Consider the following 16,543-nt stretch of genomic DNA (forward strand, 5'->3'; position numbering starts at 1 on the left):
CGTCCCCTGAATTGTCCGTCCGATGAGGCGCCTTCCGCATCGAGGCGCCTCATCGGGCGAGTCCCCCGATTCGCGAGGAACAGGAACAGCTGAGAACAATGAGATACCCCCAACGGGCGGTCCTCCGGACCCATGTCGGCCTGGCCGCGGCGATCACCGCGCTCGCCGTTGCCACCCCGGCGGCCCTGGCCGCCGCGCCCCCGCCGACGCCCCCCGCGTCGGCGGCCACGGCTTCGGCCGCCGCCGGGCAGGCGGACAAGACCGATAAGAACGGTAAGACCGACAAGACCGACACCAAGCCGCACGCCGACCCCGCGGCCACGTCCATAGCCCCCGACGCCGCGGCCGCGACGGCCAAGGCGAAGGCCACCAAGGCGCCGGCCGAGATCCCGTCGCTGACCACCGAGAACACCCGCACCCTCGTCAAGCCCGACGGCACGCTTCATCTGGAGAGCTACGCCCAGCCGGTGCGGGTCAAGCAGAACAACGCCTGGACCCCGGTCGACACCACGCTGGTCAAGCGCGCCGACGGCACGATCGCGCCCAAGGCGACGGTCGGCACCGCCGTGTTCTCCGGCGGCGGCCGGGCCCCGGCGGTCAGCCTGGCGCACGGCAGCCAGCGCCTGGACCTGACCTGGCCCACCGCGCTGCCCGCGCCGGTGCTCGACGGCTCCAGCGCGACCTATCCGGACGTGCTGCCCGGCGTCGACCTGAAGCTGACGGCCACCGCCACCGCCTACACCGAGGTCCTGGTGGTGCGCGACGCGACGGCCGCCCAGAACCCCGCTCTCAAGACCCTGAAACTCTCGGTCACCGGGACCGGGCTCAAGGTCCGGGCCAACGACGACGACACCATGTCGGCGCTCGACCCGGCCGGCAAGGAGGTCTACCGCTCCTCGCCGGCGATCATGTGGGACTCCAGCGTCGACCCCAAGGCCGGCGACGTCCCCACGACCACCGACCCCGGCTCCGGCCACGTCAGCAAGGTGCACCTGGCCGCGACGGCGCACGGTAAGGCCAGCCAGAACTCCCAGAGCGCCGGCACCCAGGCCGCCGACAGCCTCGACGTCGCGCTGGACGTCCCCGACACCGCCCTGCACGGCCCCGGCGTCACCTACCCGGTGGTCATCGACCCCTGGTTCAGCGGCGGCAGCATGTACTGGGTCACGGTGTCGAACAAGGGCTACAACACCTACAACAACAGCTCGATGGACGCCCGCCTCGGCTACTGCGGCTGGACCGGCTGCAACTACGACGTGATGCGCTCCTACTTCGACATGGACGTCTCGGGCATCGCCGCCCGCAACGGCTTCCACGCCAACCTCACCAGCGCGTACTTCTACATCACCCAGGACCACGACGCGTCCTGCTCCAGCGAGCCCACCGACATCAACGAGTCCGGCTGGGTCGACGGCAACACCAAGTGGCCCGGGCCGCTCCAGCGCCAGCTGGACACCCAGTGGTCCGACGCCGGCGGCAACTCGGCCTGTCCCAAGAGCGCCGGCGTGGTCGCCTTCAACGTCGCCAGCGGCATCCAGGACGCCATCAACTACGGCTGGACCACCTTCACCGTGGGGCTGCACGCGGACAACGAGTCCGACCCCTACCAGTGGAAGCGGTTCTGGAACAACCCGCACCTGGACATCGACTTCGACTTCCCGCCGCTCGGGCCGAGCTCCAACGGCCTCTACGTCTCCGGCGAGTTCGCCTGCAACGGCGTCAACTACATCAACAACCCCACCAACTTCGTGGTGAACGCCTGGGCCCAGGACGGCAACGCCAACCAGCTGCCCCTGAAGTACTGGTACGAGGTCTGGCAGGCCGGCGGCTCCCGGATGTCCTGGAACTGGAACTACGCCCCGGTGCAGAGCTCGCCCGCGATGTGGGCGTCCTGGCAGACCAACTACGGGACCTTCCCCAACGGGAACTACAGCTTCCGCGCCACGGTCGAGAACGTCCCCCAGAACGACCCCGCACCACCCTCGTGGGCCTACACCGGCGCCAGCGGCGAGAACGACTCCAACTACAACAACTCCATCGCCAACTCGCCCTGGCACAACTTCACCGTGCTCAGCGAGACCATGCCGCAGCCCTCGGTGCGCAGCTACGACTACCAGACCGACCAGAACGGCAACCCGACCTGGGGCTGGCCCCAGAACGCCAGCCCGGTCGGCCAGTTCGTCCTCGGCAACAGCGGCAACGCCAACACCGTCGGCTACTCCTACGCCTTCGACTCCGGCGGCGCGATCAACGCCGTCGACAACGGCACCTGCTCCTACGACTCGCAGACCACCTCCGGCGGCGCCACCTACGGCCTGATCTCCGACAAGAGCGGCCTGGCGACCCTGAACCTGCCCGCGAACATGGCGCCCGGCCACCACACGCTCTACGTCAAGAGCTTCGACGCCGCGCACAACATGTCGCCCACCGCGACCCGGTACGAGTTCTTCATCGCGCCGAGCACCACCGTCACCCAGACCAAGTTCGAGGCCGAGGACACCGCCTCGGTGAAGATCGCGGCCTCCGCCCCGGTCGGCGCCACCGCGCCGACCACCCAGAGCCAGAACTGGGCCGGCACCGCGCTGTGGTCCGGCGGCACCCAGGTCGTGTTCACCGGCCACGAGGCCGGCGACAAGTACACGCTGAAGTTCACCACCACCCAGGACGCCGACTACGCCGTCGGCCTCGGCCTGACCAAGGCCACCGACTACGGCAAGCTGCGGATCGACATCGACGGCACCGTGCTGAACGGCACCGACACCACGCCGTTCGACGGCTACTCCGCCACCACCGCCTCCGGACTGTTCGGCAGCGGCATGCGCCTGACCGCCGGGGAGCACACCGTGACGCTCACCGTCGTCGGCACCAACCCGGCCACCGCGAACAGCGCCTCCAAACTCCAGTACCAGGCCGGCGTCGACTACATCAAGGCCGTGCCGGTCAGCAGCGTCTCGTTCGCCAGCTTCTCGGCGGCCATGGACAACCACGGGATCAGCGACGACTCCGCACCGGCCGCCGCGAACCTCGACTACGGCAACCGCAACCCTGACGGCGACCTCGGCGCCGCCACCGGCAGCGGCGCCTCGCTGTCGAAGCAGGCGCTCGCCGCCGCCGGCCTGGGTGCCGGGACCTCGTTCACCCTCAGCGGGCTGAACTTCAAGATGCCGAGCGCGAACAGCGCGGGCAACGACAACGTGGTCGCGATGGGCCAGACGATCACCCTGGACCCGGCGCAGCAGATCCCCGCCAGCGCGGTGGGCCTGCTGGTGGCCAGCACCTGCGGCGTGACACCGCAGTCCAGCGCCACCGTCACCTACACCCCCACCGGACCGGTCGCCGACCATCCGGTCACCTCGCCGATCCAGGACTGGATCACCGGCCCGGCCCAGACGGCCGCCTACAGCCCGGCCTCCATCAACACCGCCGGCGGCGCCGTGCAGCGTCCGGCCCGGATCTACCTGATGGTGCTGCCGGCCAACCCCGGCGCCACCCTGCAGAGCATCACCCTGCCCAACTACGGCACCAGCCTGATCCCGGGCACCTGCCCGACCGCGTTGCACGTGCTCGCGGTGGGTGTGCGTCCGGCCGGAAGCGCGAACGCCGGCACCACCGCCGACACCGCGGGCACCCACCCCCTGACCGCCACCGGCGCCGTCGGGTTCTCCCCGGACCACGGCAGCCCGGCCGCCACCGGCGGCTCGGCGGTGTTCGACGGCACCGGCGGGTACCTGAGCGCCGGCGCGCCGGTCGTGGACACCACCAAGAGCTTCTCGGTCGCCGAGTGGGTCAAGATCACCGCCACTCCCGCCGGGAAGTGGCAGACCACGATCGTGCAGCAGGGCACGACCGTCGAGGGCTTCGTCCTGGACTACAACCCGACGGCCGACCGCTGGGCGTTCTCCCGGGCCAACACCGACACCGCGAACGCCCCCGGATCCGGGGCGCTCTCGGCCTCGTCGCCGGCCCTCGGGCAGTGGACCCACCTGGCGGGCGTCTACGACAGCACCGCGGGCACCATCGCGCTGTACGTCAACGGCGTCCTCCAGAACACCGCCGCCTACACCGCGGCGATGCCCTCCTCGGGGCCGCTCGTCGTCGGGCGCGGCTGGTACAACGGCGCGGCGTGCAACCCGTTCCTGGGCTCGATCTCCGACGTCCAGCTCTACCAGCGGGCCCTGAGCGCCACCGACGTCAGCACCCTGGCGACGGCCGAGGCCCCGGCGGCGGTCAACACCCCGACCCCGCCGGCCGGCCTGTGGCCGCTGTCCGACTTCGGCCGCTCCTGGGTCGGCGCCTGGGCCTCGGCCCCCAACACCGGGGCCAAGGCCGGCAGCGGCAACATCTTCGCGGGCCAGACCATCCGGCAGACCGTCCACCCCAGCACCCTGGGTTCGGGCAGCGACACCAAGGTACGGGTCCGGCTGGGCAACCGGTTCGACGCCACCGCGGCGACCGTCACCACGGCCACCGTCGCCCTGGCCGGCACCGGCGCGGCCGCGAAGACCGCCGTCCCGCTGACCTTCGGCGGCTCGGCCAACCGCGCGGTGACGATCCAGCCCGGCGCCGAGGTCTACAGCGACCCGGTCCCGCTGTCCGCCCTGGGCGGGACCGGCGACCTGACCGTCAGCCTCTACCTGGCCAACGGCGCGGCCGCCGCGCCCGAGTCGCCGCAGGCGTCCGCCGTCGGGTACGTCGCCACCGGCGACAAGACCGCCGACACCGCCGGCGCGGCCGCCACCTGGACGCCGCTGGCGGCCGGGTCCACCGGCTGGTACTTCGTCAGCGGCGTCGACGTCACCAGCACCGACACCACCCAGGGCACCGTGGCCGTGCTCGGCGACCAGAACTCGGCGAGCGCCTCGGCGGCGGTCCCGAGCTGGGTCGACAAGGTGCCCGGGGCCCTGGGCACGGCCGGCGTGGCCTCGCCCGGCGGCGTCGTCAACCTGTCCGCCGGCGGCGTGACGGCGGCCGGCGTCGCCAACTCGCTCGGGCAGCGGATGCAGGACTGGTGGCGCCTGTCCGACGGCACCGGCGGCACCGCCGCCGACCTGCTCGGCGGCAGCCCCCTGACACTGTCCGGCAGCACCTGGTCCACCGACCACCCGTCGACCACCACCGGATCCGTCGCCCTCAACGGCACCTCGGCCTACGGCGCGGCGGCCGGCTCGGCGATCGACACCAGCGCCGGCTTCACGGTGTCGGCCTGGGCCAAGCTCAGCCGGCTGCCTTCCGGCAACGCCGAAGTCGTGGCCGCCGAGGGCGGCACCACCTCCTCGCTGATGGTCGGCTACGCCGCCGGCAGCAAGACCTGGTGGGCCTCCATGCCGACCGCCGACACCACCAACCCGGGCATGGCCTCGGCGACGGCTCCGGCGAACAGCGCCCAGGTCGGCACCTGGACGCACCTGACGGCCGTCTACGACGCCTCGACGCGCAGCCTGAAGCTGTACGTCAACGGCTCCCTGGCGGCCACCACCACCGGCGTCACCGGCTTCAAGGCCACCGGCGCCCTGACCCTGGGCCGCTCCATCTGGAACGGCACCCAGACCGACTACTGGCCGGGCAACGTCGCCGACGTGCAGGCCTTCCAGCAGGTCCTTCCGGCTTCCGACGTGGCTGTCCTGGCCGCTGGAGGCGGGGCTGATCTGCAGGCCGCGAACCTGCTCAACGCCTCGGCGCTCGACGAGCCGAACACCCGCGCCGTGGTGCTGGCGCTCGGCGCGAACGACCTGGCGCACGGCGACACTCCGGCGGTGATCGAGGCCAACCTCCAGGCCTTGGCCACCGACCTCAAGAGCGGCCTGAAGCAGTACAAGGGCCCGAACGGCAGCTACACGGTCAACGTGGTCATCGCGACGGTGCCGTCCCAGGGCTGGGCTGCCTCGGATCCGCGGGAGCAGGCGCGAGTGGCGCTGAACAATGACCTGCTGGCGTTCAAGGTCGGCGGGGTCGACGGTGTCGAGGACATGGCGGCGGCCGTGGCATCGGCGGGGAGTGGTGCGACGGCGGCGGCGATCGCGACTGCGGTCGCTACGCGGTTCGCGAACGATGTCGCGAATTACGCCATCGCTATCTGAGGAGGTTGAGTGAGTGAGTGAGGGGCGGGCTTCGGCCCGCCCCTCACTTTTGTTTGGTTGTGGCTGGCTGCGGCTGGCCGGGGCTACCTTGTTCTTCGCATCGCGCCGCGTCGAAGCAGCAGTGCTGTCCCCATTGCTATTGCAGTGAACGCATACATCGCTGCCGCCACCTTGAACGCGAAGCCGTAGCCTCCTGCCTGCGCGGCGGCTTTGCCGACGCTGATACTGCCTTCGGCCAGCGAGTTCGTGTGTGAGGCTGCGAGGGAGACGAGGACTGCCAATCCGACGGTGGGACCGGTCTCCAAAGCCGTGTTGACGACTCCGCCTGCCGTACCCACCTGGTTGCTGGGGACCCCTTCCAGCGCGAGGACCGTTGCGGCGGAGAAGACCACTGAGACGCCCGCGGGGAACAGCACCAGGCCACCCAGCAGTGCTCCGGTGTAGGAGCTGTTGACTGTAAGCGAGCTGAGAAGGAACAGTCCCACTGCCCCTATCGCCAGTCCCGCGATTGTGACGACGCGAGCGCCGAAGGCCTCTATTGCTCGTGGCGCCAGCATTCCAGCTCCCAGTAGCGCGGCGCTGAAGGGTAGGAACGCTGCCGACGTCCGTATTGGCGACATCCGATCGACCTGCTGGAAGTAGAGCGACAGCAGGAAGAACATGGTCGAGGTTCCAGCTGATCCGACGAGGACGGCCCACAAGGCGCCCATTCGACGACGTGAGGCTAGAAACCTCAGCGGCAAAAGGGGTTCTGCGGCACGATGCTCGACCACGCCGAATGCTCCGAGGAGGATTGCGCCGACCACACCCGGCCCTACGACGATGCCGGATGTCCATGGGGCGTCCGCTGCGCGGACGAGACCGTAGCTCAGGGCTGATAGGCCGGTTGTTGCCAGGACAGCCCCTAGGACGTCGATGTGACCGTGACCGTGACCGTGGCCGTTGTCTTCGGATGGCGTCCGGTCAGGGAGCAACCGCGGACTGAGCAGAGGGGCAACCGTACCGACGGCCGTCGGCACGACGAACGTCCAGCGCCAGCTGACCCAGTCCGTTACCGCACCGGAAGCCAGCGTGCCCGCTGTCGCGCCGAGCGGTGCCAGCAGGCCCCAGATGGCCATCGCGCGCTTTCTGCGCTGCGGCTCCGCGAACACCACCCCGGCCAGCGCCATCGCGGCGGGTGCCGCGAAGGCGGCTGCGACGCCCTGTGCGAAGCGTCCTGCCAGCAGTGCTCCGGCGTTCGGGGCGAAGCCCGAGCCGACGGAGGCCAGCGCGAAGCCGGCGGTCGCGAGGGTGAAGACGCGACGAGGGCCGGCCAGGTCCACGATTCGTCCGCCGAGCAGGAGCAGACCGCTGAACGACAGCCCGTAGGCCGCGCCGACCAGGACCAGACCGGTGGCGGACAGGTGCAGATCCGCCTGGATCCCGGGCAACGCGACCGACAGCATCGTGATGGCGAGGATCAGCGCCACTTGGACGGCGGCGATCAGGGCGAAGGCTGCTCGGGGTCGGGCGGCGGGGGTGGTCGTGGAGGTGGCGGTGGTCATCGGGGCGGCGGTGCCAGGTGGTCCGGATAAGGCCTCTGAGGTGGCGGCGGCCATGATCAGGCACTGGCCCCGCCGTCCGTGACCAGGTCGTGGCCGACCACGAAGCTGGACGCGTCGGACGCGAGCCACAGCACCGATCCGACGATCTCGTGCGTCTCGGCGATCCGCCCGAGCGGTATGACGTCGCTGAAGCGCGCGGCGCGGTCGGCCTCGGTCTCGCCCGGCATGAGGCTCATCCTGGTGTTGGCGGCGCCGGGGCTGACAGCGTTGATGCGGATGCCGTCCTTGATGTGGTCCAGCGCCGCGACCCGGGTCAGCGCCGAGACCGCGGCCTTGGTCGCGGCGTAGGCGCCCATGCCGGGGTAGCGGATGTGGCCGCCGATGTTCGAGGCCGCGTTGACGATGACGCCGCCGCCGTGCTCGCGCATGTGCCGGATCTCGTACTTCATGGCGAGCATGACGCCGGTCACGTTGACCGCCAGCTGCGCGTGCCACTGGCCCTCGTCCACGTCGCCCAGGGGCCCGAGCGCGGCGAGGATCCCCGCGTTGTTGTGGGCGATGTGCAGTCCGCCGTGCCGCGCGACGGCCGTGTCGACCATCGCCGCGACCGATGCGGAGTCGGTGACGTCCACGGTCACGGCGCTGGCGGTGCCGCCGTCCTTCTCGATGAGCTCGACGGTCTCCGCGGCGCTGCCGGCGTCCACGTCGGCGACCACGACTGTGGCTCCGCGCGCTGCGAAGGCGCGGGCGCTGGTGCGGCCGATGCCGGTGCCGGCGCCGGTGACCACGGCGACCTTGCCGTGGAAGGAGGGGCCGTGGAAGGCGGTGCCATGTGCTTCGGCGGTTTTAGGCGTTTCGGGCATGGGTGTCTCCCGGGTGCGTTCAAGGGAAGTCGCCCGGCTATTTCTGTGCCGACCGACACAGAAAACTATGCGCAGAGTGCGGCGGCGGGGTCAAGTGATATCTTTGTCGGGCGGCACAGAAATCGAGGGCCCAGGTCGTGGGCTCGGGAGGGAGCGGATCATGGCGACTCGGGCGAGCCGGGCGGCTGAAGCGGCCGAAGCAGCCGAAGCGGTTGAAGCAGCTGAAGCGGCTGATGCTGGTTCGGCGGCTGTGGCGGCCCAAGCGCCGCGCGCGTCCCGGGGCCGGCCCCGCGCCTTCGACCGTGACGAAGCACTTCGCAGGGCCCTGCGGGTGTTCTGGGAGCGCGGGTTCCAGGCGACCTCGATGAGCGACCTGACCGCTGCCATGGGGATCAATTCGCCCAGCATCTACGCGGCCTACGGCTCGAAAGAAGCGCTGTTCCACGAAGCCGTGGCTCTCTATGTCGCCACCGAGGGCGGCTACACGCGTCGTGCTCTGACCGGGCAGCCGACGGCCCGCGCCGCGATCGAGGCGATGCTGCGCGACAACGCGACGTCTTATGCCGATCCCGCCACCCCGACCGGCTGCTTGGTCGTCCTTGCGGCACCCGTGTCAGTACCCGAGAACTCCGCTGTCCCGGACGCCCTGGCGAAGATGCGCGCGGCGACCCGGGACTTGATCCGCGATCGAGTGAATCAGGGCATTGTCGAGGGCGACGTCCGCCCGACGGCTGACGCCGAGGCCATCGCGGCGTTCTACAACACTGTGCTCAATGGAATGTCGATCCAGGCACGCGACGGCGCCCCGGCGCCGCAGCTGTTGGCTACGGTCGACGGGGCGCTCGCGGCGTGGGACGCGCTGGCCGGTCGGATCGGTTGACGGCCGGTCTTCGGGTCGGGGCCGAGGTTGTGGTCGCTGGTTCTGGTTCTGGTTCTGGTACTGGTGCAGGTGCTGGTGTGATCGCGGCCTACAGGTCATTGACCAGACGTCGCAGGATGGCGCCCACGGCGAGGTAGAAGACAGCCGCCGTGCCGTAGTTCAGTACGATGTTGAGATCGTGGCTGTCGGGCGTGAAGAGGTTCAGGAACCAGGTCGCGAACCAGGACGCCCAGTCCCCGTCGGTGCTGACGATGTCGTTGCCGGCGTTGGCGTTGAGCAGGACGAAGATGATGTGCGCGATGATGATGATCGCGATGATGACCGCGGCGAGGAAGATGAAGTCGCCAGGGGCCCGTCTATGATAGAAGCGTTGCCGCGCCTCTGTGGTCATGGCTGATTCCCTTCAGGGATGGTCGTGGTGTCAGGAATGGTCGCTGTGCGACGGGAGCATCGTGGTGATGAGGTCCCGGTATTCCAGGAGGGCCAGGCGCAGACCCTCGGTGTCCGGCGCGCTGTCCGTCCCGGCGGTGGAGATCTGCGAGCGGCGCTGCTCGACAGCCTCCTGATACGCGGTGAGGACTTCGGTGAGGAGCGAGTCCGCCCCGGTGACGGAGCCGCGCGGGTCCTCGATGAAGGCGGCCTGGACGTCGGACCAGCGGGCGAGGAAGGCCTCGGCCGAGTCGGCGGTCAGGAGGGGCTGGAGGGGCTCCGCGGTGGCTGATGCCGTGGGGGTGTCGACGGCGAGATCCGCGGTGGCGGTGGTGTCGGCGGGATCGGCGGCGACAGCGGCGGCATCGGTGGCACCGGTGGCGAAGGCATCGGCGGCGGCGGGGTCTTCGGTCTCCGGGGTCTCGGCGGCGTCGTGTTCGTCGTCGAAGTCTGCGAAGTCCTTGTCGAAGTCCTTGTCGAAGTCCGTGTTGAGTTCGGCTTCGCGGTCGGAGTCGGTGCCGGTCCCGAAGTCGGTGTCGGTGTCGCGGTGTGTTTCGCGGTCGGTGTCGAAATCCGTGTCGCGATCGGTGTCGAGGCCCGCGTCGCGGTCGGTGTCGAGGTCCGTGTCGCGGCGGTCGGTGTCGAGGTCCGTGTCGCGCTCGGAGTCGAGGTCCGTGTCGCGGCGGTCGGTGTCGAGGTCCGTGTCGCGCTCGGTGTCGAAGTCCGTGTCGCGGCGGTCGGTGTGGACGTCGTCGTCGAACCGCTCCTCGACGCCCTCGTGCGTATCGACACCGGCATGCTTGTGATCGTCAGGCATCGTGCTGCTCATCGACGTCCCTCCAGACTGAGTGCTTCCTGCGAATCCGAACTCTGCGTCCGGTCGTCACCGTCGCCGTCACGGCTGTCGCCGCCCGACTCGGAGAGCATTTCGTTGAACAGCGCGGCGTACTTCCGGAACGCCTGGCGCAGCTCCTCCGTCGACAGCTGCTCCGGATCCTCGTCCGTCGCCTGCCGGGCCTTCGTCGCCTCGCGGTAGCCGCTGACCGCCTCGGCGTGCGGGACGGAGAGCAGCCCGAGCAGCCCTTCCTCGTCCCCGCTCGGGTAGCCGGTGGACCGGGCCAGCCGGACGACCAGCGCCTCGGCGTCGTTCAACGCCGCGACCGGGTCGTCGACGAACGACTCCTGCACCCGCCGCCAGTCCTCGGCGTGCCGGGTCTGCTCCTCGCCGGCCAGCGGCCGCAGTTCGAGCTTCGAGTAGGCGCGGCGGCGCCGTCCCAGCTCGCGGTCGGCGGCCCGCCGGCCGCCCTCCTGCTCGACGACGACGTCGTATTCGGGTCCGAACAGCGCCCGCTTCCTGCGGCGGTCGTATTCGACGGCTCCGATGACGGCGATGGCCACGACGACGGCTATCGCTATGATTGCACCGATGATCATGACGCCTCCCTGGGTCGGCTACCGGGTTACCCGGCGCGCGCGACTCAAACAACCGATCGAAGATCGGGCGTCACGACCCAGAGATCCAATTCTCGGTACTGTTGCCGACCATGAGCGTTTTCACGTCCATAGACCTGACGGGCTACACCCAGCGGGAGGGTGAACAGGTCTGGATCGACGACCGGGGGATTGTCGTCTCCCTGCATTACTTCGATCTGGTGCCGAACCTGCCGGCGCCGCTGCGCGATGTCGACCGGCTCCGCGCGGAGCTGGCTCGCAGGACCGCGGAGGCCGGTGCCGGCCTGATCCAGGCCGAGGTCGGCAACCTTGATGGGGTGCCCTCGCTGTTCCAGCTGGTGAAGGTGCCGCGTCCGAACGGGCAGGGGCAGGCTTTCATCGGGTCCTACACGATTCCGAAGGACACGTGCAGCGCTGTCATCAAGGCGCAGGCGTCGGAGGGCGAGATGACGGGGATGCGGGAGGCGATCATTCTGGATCGGGTCGGGCCGCAGCAGTACTTCCAGCAGCATCCCTATGCGCCGGAGATCAACACCGGGTTGCCGTACCACGCCGCGGATCGGCCGGAGTTCGACGCCGAGTTCCCGGACCATCCGTTGTCGTTGCTGCGCCGGGAGTTGTCGCGGATCTTTCCGACGCTGCGGGTCGATCCGCGGTTCGGTGCGCTGCCGCCGTTTGCTGGGGAGTGAAATTGCTGGGGAGCGAAATTTGCTGGGGAGTGAAATAGGCCGGGTGAGGCCGGGTGAGGCCGGGTGATGCGCTCAGCGTTCGCGCTCCGACAACGGGAGTGCGTCGCCTGACAAGAGCGTGGCCCGGTGGGTGGCCAGACTCGGCTACATGACCTCGTATGACCAGGACTACGCCGCGTCGGATCTGTGGCCGACGCTGAACATTCTCGATAACAGCGGGTTCTCCGCGTACAACGTCCCCGAGAGCGGGGCGCTTGACGGCCGCACCCTTACGCTTCGCCTGGATGGGGCGGGCGAGGTCGGGGTGCGGTTTGTCGGTGGGGGGCGGTTGGAGCTGCGGGAGGGGTTGGATGTCACTTCTCACGTTGCTTCGGTGAAGGAAGTCGATGGTGGGCTGTTTCTGGTGCACTTTGGGCGGTCTGATAATGAGTTGGCTGCGGTTGTGCTCGTTTTGGATCTGGTCGCGGGTGTTGTGACTGTGGTGGGTAGCTCGATCGTGCCTGGTCCGGCGAAGGGTGGGTTGTTCGCGCAGGAGCATGTGGATGGGGGTGCTGTTGATGGCGACACTCTTGAGCGGCACTTGCGTACGTCGGAGCTGGTTGGGCGTCGGGTTCAGTATGTGTATGGGCCGGACAACGCCTACGAGCACATCTATCTGCACGAGAACGCGTACGCGTGGCACTGTCTGGCCGGCGCTGAGAAGGGCTTGGCCGACGTGGATCGTGCGCGGGTGTGGAAGATTCGCGAGGATATCTACCTGTTGGCGTGGCAGGAGAAGGTTGTGCCGTGTGATGGGGTGGTCATCCTCAATTTTCGGGCGCATCAGTCCACGGGGCGCATTTGGGGTTATGACACCGATGCCAAGACGACGAACGCTATTGCCATGGGTGCGCGGTCGGTTTTCCTGAACCACACTGCGCACGACCCTGCTAGTTGGGCGGTGTGAGTCGTGGATTTGCGGCTGGCGGGTCGGGTGGTGGTTGTTACTGGTGGGGCGTCCGGTATTGGTGCGGCGTGTGCTGAGGCGTTTCGGGCTGAGGGTGCGCGGGTTGCGGTCGTTGATCGGGATCCGGGGGCGGCGTGGTGCGCCGATGTCAGCGATGAGGCTCAGACGCGGGCGGTGATTGACGCTATTGCCGGTGAATATGGTGGTATCGATGTGGTTGTGTGCTGTGCGGGGATCTCCGGGCCGGTTGGCACGCTGGCTTCTGATGTGGGTGTGCGGGACTGGGATGCGGTGATGGCGGTCAATGTGAGGGGTGCGTTTCTGGCGGTCAAGCATGCGGTTCCGTATTTGCGGCGGGCTGGGGCTGGGGGTGGGGCGGGGAGTGTGGTGCTTCTTGCGTCAGATTCGGCGCTGGTGGCTTCGGAGGGGATGGCGCCGTACTGCGCTTCGAAGGGCGCGGTGGTGATGCTTGGTAAGGCGTTGGCGGTTGATTTGGGGCCGGATGGTGTCCGGGTTAATTGTGTTTGCCCGTCTATTGTGGACACTCCGATGTCGAGGGCTGATATGGGGATGGGTGAGGGGTTTGAGGGGGTTGGGTATCCGGTGCAGAGTGCTGATGAGGTGGCGGCGTTGGTGGTGTTCTTGGCGTCGCCAGTGGCGCGGGCGGTGAACGGGACGCAGCTGCTTTCGGACTTCGGGATGGCGGCCAGGTCTGGGTTTCCGATGGACTGATCGGGAGAGTCCGCAGAGTTTCGCGGGGTTTCGCAGGGTCTTGCAGGGTGTGGAGAAGCTGTCCTCGGGTCATGCGTTCCGCTTAACCTTGCGTATGTTGACAAGCCTGCTCCGGCTGCTACAAATGAGTTGACTCAAAGTCCTGATGTACTGTCCTGATGTACTACGGATCAGCGCCCGGCTCTAGTCCCGTGTCCCCACGAAGTGCCAGGAGAAGCTTTGTCGACTCGAATCCGTACGTTCAAGACTGTTCGGCCGCGTTTGGTGGCGTTGGGTGCTGCGATGGTTGTTGGGGGCGCGCTTGCTGTTGCTGCTCCGGCGACTGCGTCGGCGTCGGCGTCCGTCTTGTCCGCCACTGACTCCACGTCCGCCACGTCCGCCACGGGCTCCTCGGCGCTGGCGGTGCCGCTCGGGTCCGGTTACGCCGGTATCGGCTACCTGGCCGATGGCAAGAGCGCCACGCCGGATACCGCTCGCGTCCCGGCCGGTGCCTCGGTGGTGACGCCGCTGGCCTCTTGGGGGCCGGCTGGTGTGGACGTTTCGCACTATCAGGGAACGATCAACTGGTCGTCGGTGAAGAGTGCGGGGATCTCGTTCGCGTACATCAAGGCGACTGAGGGCACGACGTACACGGACCCGCAGTTCAGCGCCAACTACCTGCATGCGTACAACGCCAAGGTGATTCGCGGCGCCTACCACTTCGCGCAGCCGGGGCTCTCCAGCGGTTCGGCGCAGGCTACGTACTTTGCCACGCATGGCGGTGCGTGGTCGGCGGACAACCTGACGCTGCCCGGGATGCTCGACCTGGAGGGTGGCTGCGCCGGGCTGTCGACCACGTCGATGCGGAACTGGATTCTTGCGTTCTACAACACGTACAAGGCTAAGACGACGCGGGATGTGGTGATCTACACCAGCCCCAGTTGGTGGAACACCTGCACTGGGAGCTGGAGCGGGATGTCGGCGAAGAGTCCGCTGTACGTGGCGAACTGGACCACGGCGGCGAACCCGACCATTCCGGCCGGCTTCCCGTACGCGACGATCTGGCAGTACACGGATTCGGGTTCGGTGAGTGGGATCTCGGGGGCTGTGGACCGGGATCGGTTCAACGGTACTGCTGCGCGGTTGTTGGCTTTGGCGAACAACAGCTGAGGGGGAGAGGGCTGAGGCTGAATCTGAATCTGAGGCTGAGGCTGAGGCTGAAGTAGGTGGTGCGAGCTGCGGCGGGCTGCGGGTTCTGTGAGCAGTCGGCCGCAGCTTGCGGTTGGGCAAGATCAAAGTCAAAAGCCAGTCAAAAGCTGTGAAAAGCGAAAAGCAGGCGCCTCCGGCGGGGGCCTCGGATCCCTCGGGGAACTGGCGCCGGCTCCATAGGGGGGTCTGGTCAGTCCCTGCGCTGGCAGTTGGTGAGGTGGGGGTTCGTTCCCCTCGGTCACGTCGGCAGCCCTACGGGTACAGTGCCGCCGCCCGGGTGTCAAGTCCATGCCGCTGCGGTGAGCGCTGTTGGGCTGCGGTTGCGCGTGCATGGACTGGACACCCGGTCGGCGGCACTGTAGGCAAAGCCCTGCCGACGTGACCGAGGGGAACGAACCGAAAACCCAGGCAGGGGACTGACAATCACGGCGGTGGGGGCTGATGCGTTGCGCATGCCGGCCGCCGGATGAGAGACCTTTGGTCTGAGGGATGATGCGTTGGGCAATCCGGCCGCCGGTTGGGAGACCTTCGCAGGGCTGATTCGCCTGGTGGAAGGCTTTCGTAGTCGAGGCGTGCTGGGCGTGGGGCTGCCGGGCGGGAGTACCTCGCTGGGCTGACTCGCCTGGTTCGAGACCCTGCGGAGCTGGCGCGTCTCGCGGGGGGCTGCTGGCTTGGGAACCTTCGCGGTCGTGGTGTGCTGAGCGAGCGGGTCGCTGTCCGGCTGGTGCGTTCCGTCTGTGAGTGCCTGCTTGGAAACCCTTGCGGCGTTGGTGCGTTGGGTGTGTGGCTGCCGTTGGCGGACTCTCGGCTGCTTGGCTGCTCGGGTCGCGAGTTGCTGTTGGTTGGCGCGGCCGCCGGTTGGGTGCCTGCGGCCGCTGGTGGTTTGGGTCAGGCGCGTTCGAGGGGGGTCTTTTGGCCTGCTTCTATGGCTACCGGGAGGTGGTTCTCCGTTGGGGGGAGGGGGCAGGTGGCCAGGTCGGTGTAGGCGCAGGGGAGGTTGGCGGCGCGGTTGAAGTCCAGGTGGACTGTGCCGTCGGGGGTGGGGGTGGGGATGTGGAGGGAGCGGTTGGCGGCGTAGGTGGTGTGGCCGGAGGTGGTGTCGGTGAACAGGGCGGTGAGGGTGCCGGGTTCGTGGCCGTTGAAGACTGTGAGGGTGAGGTGTTCGCCGGCGAGGTCGAACTCTATGCGGCCGGGGGCGTCGTAGACGTGGTGGAGGCCTTCTACTGCGGCGCCGACTGTGGTGGGGCGGGGTTCGGGGAAGGGGATGTAGCGGCCGGTTACTGACCAGCGGGGGTCGGGGGTGTAGGTGGGGGTGCCGGTGAAGGCGACGCGGAGGGGGTTTTCGGGGTGGCGGGGGCGGAGGATGTCGTGGCCGCCGCGCTTGGCTATCTCGATGGAGGCGTTGCCTGCTTTGGGGTAGAGGCTGGCGCGTTCGGGGATGGGGCCGAAGGTGTGGTCGCCGTGGAGGGGGGTGCCGTCGAGGATGAGTTCCTCGCCTTCGGCCAGGGTTACGTGGACGCCGTCGGGGCCGGTGGACCAGGCGCCGGGGGCGTCGGGGAAGCGCTCGGGGGTCTCTTGGAGCCAGTGCAGGTTGGTGATCGCCAGGAAGCCGTGGGGGTCGGCCAGTCTGGCCTCGTGGCCGTTGTGCCATTCCTGCCAGTCGTGGGCGAAGGTGTCTGTTTCGACGTCCTGGACGGTCATGCGGTGCTCCTGTGGTCGAGAATCTCTACTGAATCGGTAGAG

At 68.5% G+C, this 16,543-nt stretch carries 12 protein-coding genes; 6 read left to right on the forward strand and 6 right to left on the reverse strand.

Going from position 1 to position 16,543, the window contains the following annotated elements:
- Positions 1 to 98 precede the first annotated feature (98 nt).
- On the forward strand, positions 99 to 6,077 hold the full coding sequence (locus ABD481_RS03430; protein ID WP_344664009.1) for a LamG-like jellyroll fold domain-containing protein: 5,979 nt from the start codon (positions 99 to 101) through the stop codon (positions 6,075 to 6,077).
- Between the two features lie 83 nt (positions 6,078 to 6,160).
- On the opposite strand, the gene ABD481_RS03435 is transcribed toward ABD481_RS03430, so the two are convergent.
- Together ABD481_RS03435 and ABD481_RS03440 are read right to left on the reverse strand one after the other, a co-directional pair.
- Complete coding sequence (locus ABD481_RS03435; protein WP_344664010.1) at positions 6,161 to 7,546, reverse strand: MFS transporter; 1,386 nt, start codon at positions 7,544 to 7,546, stop codon at positions 6,161 to 6,163.
- Positions 7,547 to 7,677: 131 nt separating this feature from the next.
- Positions 7,678 to 8,484, reverse strand: coding sequence for an SDR family NAD(P)-dependent oxidoreductase (locus ABD481_RS03440; RefSeq protein WP_344664011.1), 807 nt, complete (start codon positions 8,482 to 8,484; stop codon positions 7,678 to 7,680).
- A gap of 160 nt (positions 8,485 to 8,644) precedes the next feature.
- On the opposite strand from ABD481_RS03440, the gene ABD481_RS03445 reads away from it, so the two are divergent.
- Positions 8,645 to 9,364, forward strand: a complete 720-nt coding sequence (locus ABD481_RS03445) for a TetR/AcrR family transcriptional regulator (RefSeq protein WP_344664012.1) — start codon at positions 8,645 to 8,647, stop codon at positions 9,362 to 9,364.
- 88 nt (positions 9,365 to 9,452) lie between these two features.
- Here ABD481_RS03445 and ABD481_RS03450 read toward each other — a convergent pair whose 3' ends face one another.
- Genes ABD481_RS03450 through ABD481_RS03460 form a run of 3 tightly spaced genes read right to left on the reverse strand, consistent with a single transcriptional unit; the run spans position 9,453 to position 11,227 of the window.
- Entirely contained in the window at positions 9,453 to 9,755 is a 303-nt protein-coding gene (locus ABD481_RS03450) for a hypothetical protein (protein WP_344664013.1), read from the reverse strand.
- Positions 9,756 to 9,785: 30 nt separating this feature from the next.
- Complete coding sequence (locus ABD481_RS03455) at positions 9,786 to 10,610, reverse strand: hypothetical protein (protein ID WP_344664014.1); 825 nt, start codon at positions 10,608 to 10,610, stop codon at positions 9,786 to 9,788.
- A gap of 8 nt (positions 10,611 to 10,618) precedes the next feature.
- On the reverse strand, positions 10,619 to 11,227 hold the full coding sequence (locus ABD481_RS03460) for a hypothetical protein (RefSeq protein WP_344664015.1): 609 nt from the start codon (positions 11,225 to 11,227) through the stop codon (positions 10,619 to 10,621).
- A 110-nt stretch (positions 11,228 to 11,337) separates the two neighbouring features.
- Between ABD481_RS03460 and ABD481_RS03465 the strand changes: the two genes are divergently transcribed.
- The 4 genes from ABD481_RS03465 to ABD481_RS03480 all read left to right on the forward strand — a co-directional run bounded on the left by ABD481_RS03465 (position 11,338) and on the right by ABD481_RS03480 (position 14,761).
- On the forward strand, positions 11,338 to 11,934 hold the full coding sequence (locus ABD481_RS03465) for a hypothetical protein (protein ID WP_344664016.1): 597 nt from the start codon (positions 11,338 to 11,340) through the stop codon (positions 11,932 to 11,934).
- A gap of 148 nt (positions 11,935 to 12,082) precedes the next feature.
- A complete protein-coding gene (locus ABD481_RS03470) occupies positions 12,083 to 12,880 on the forward strand; it encodes a MoaF C-terminal domain-containing protein (protein WP_344664017.1) in 798 nt (265 codons plus the stop codon).
- Positions 12,881 to 12,883: 3 nt separating this feature from the next.
- On the forward strand, positions 12,884 to 13,612 hold the full coding sequence (locus ABD481_RS03475) for an SDR family NAD(P)-dependent oxidoreductase (protein WP_344664018.1): 729 nt from the start codon (positions 12,884 to 12,886) through the stop codon (positions 13,610 to 13,612).
- A 282-nt stretch (positions 13,613 to 13,894) separates the two neighbouring features.
- Positions 13,895 to 14,761, forward strand: a complete 867-nt coding sequence (locus ABD481_RS03480; protein ID WP_344664147.1) for a GH25 family lysozyme — start codon at positions 13,895 to 13,897, stop codon at positions 14,759 to 14,761.
- A 927-nt stretch (positions 14,762 to 15,688) separates the two neighbouring features.
- On the opposite strand, the gene ABD481_RS03485 is transcribed toward ABD481_RS03480, so the two are convergent.
- Positions 15,689 to 16,501, reverse strand: a complete 813-nt coding sequence (locus ABD481_RS03485) for a DUF1684 domain-containing protein (protein WP_344664019.1) — start codon at positions 16,499 to 16,501, stop codon at positions 15,689 to 15,691.
- Positions 16,502 to 16,543 lie beyond the last annotated feature (42 nt).

Source organism: Catenulispora yoronensis, assembly GCF_039531695.1.
GTDB lineage: Bacteria > Actinomycetota > Actinomycetes > Streptomycetales > Catenulisporaceae > Catenulispora > Catenulispora yoronensis.

Coding starts and splice junctions, on each gene's coding strand:
- ABD481_RS03430 (WP_344664009.1), top strand. CDS start 99: ATGAGATACCCCCAACGGGCGGTCCTCCGGACCCATGTCGGCCTGGCC.
- ABD481_RS03440 (WP_344664011.1), bottom strand. CDS start 8,484: ATGCCCGAAACGCCTAAAACCGCCGAAGCACATGGCACCGCCTTCCAC.
- ABD481_RS03445 (WP_344664012.1), top strand. CDS start 8,645: ATGGCGACTCGGGCGAGCCGGGCGGCTGAAGCGGCCGAAGCAGCCGAA.
- ABD481_RS03450 (WP_344664013.1), bottom strand. CDS start 9,755: ATGACCACAGAGGCGCGGCAACGCTTCTATCATAGACGGGCCCCTGGC.
- ABD481_RS03455 (WP_344664014.1), bottom strand. CDS start 10,610: ATGCCTGACGATCACAAGCATGCCGGTGTCGATACGCACGAGGGCGTC.
- ABD481_RS03460 (WP_344664015.1), bottom strand. CDS start 11,227: ATGATCATCGGTGCAATCATAGCGATAGCCGTCGTCGTGGCCATCGCC.
- ABD481_RS03465 (WP_344664016.1), top strand. CDS start 11,338: ATGAGCGTTTTCACGTCCATAGACCTGACGGGCTACACCCAGCGGGAG.
- ABD481_RS03470 (WP_344664017.1), top strand. CDS start 12,083: ATGACCTCGTATGACCAGGACTACGCCGCGTCGGATCTGTGGCCGACG.
- ABD481_RS03480 (WP_344664147.1), top strand. CDS start 13,895: ATGGTTGTTGGGGGCGCGCTTGCTGTTGCTGCTCCGGCGACTGCGTCG.
- ABD481_RS03485 (WP_344664019.1), bottom strand. CDS start 16,501: ATGACCGTCCAGGACGTCGAAACAGACACCTTCGCCCACGACTGGCAG.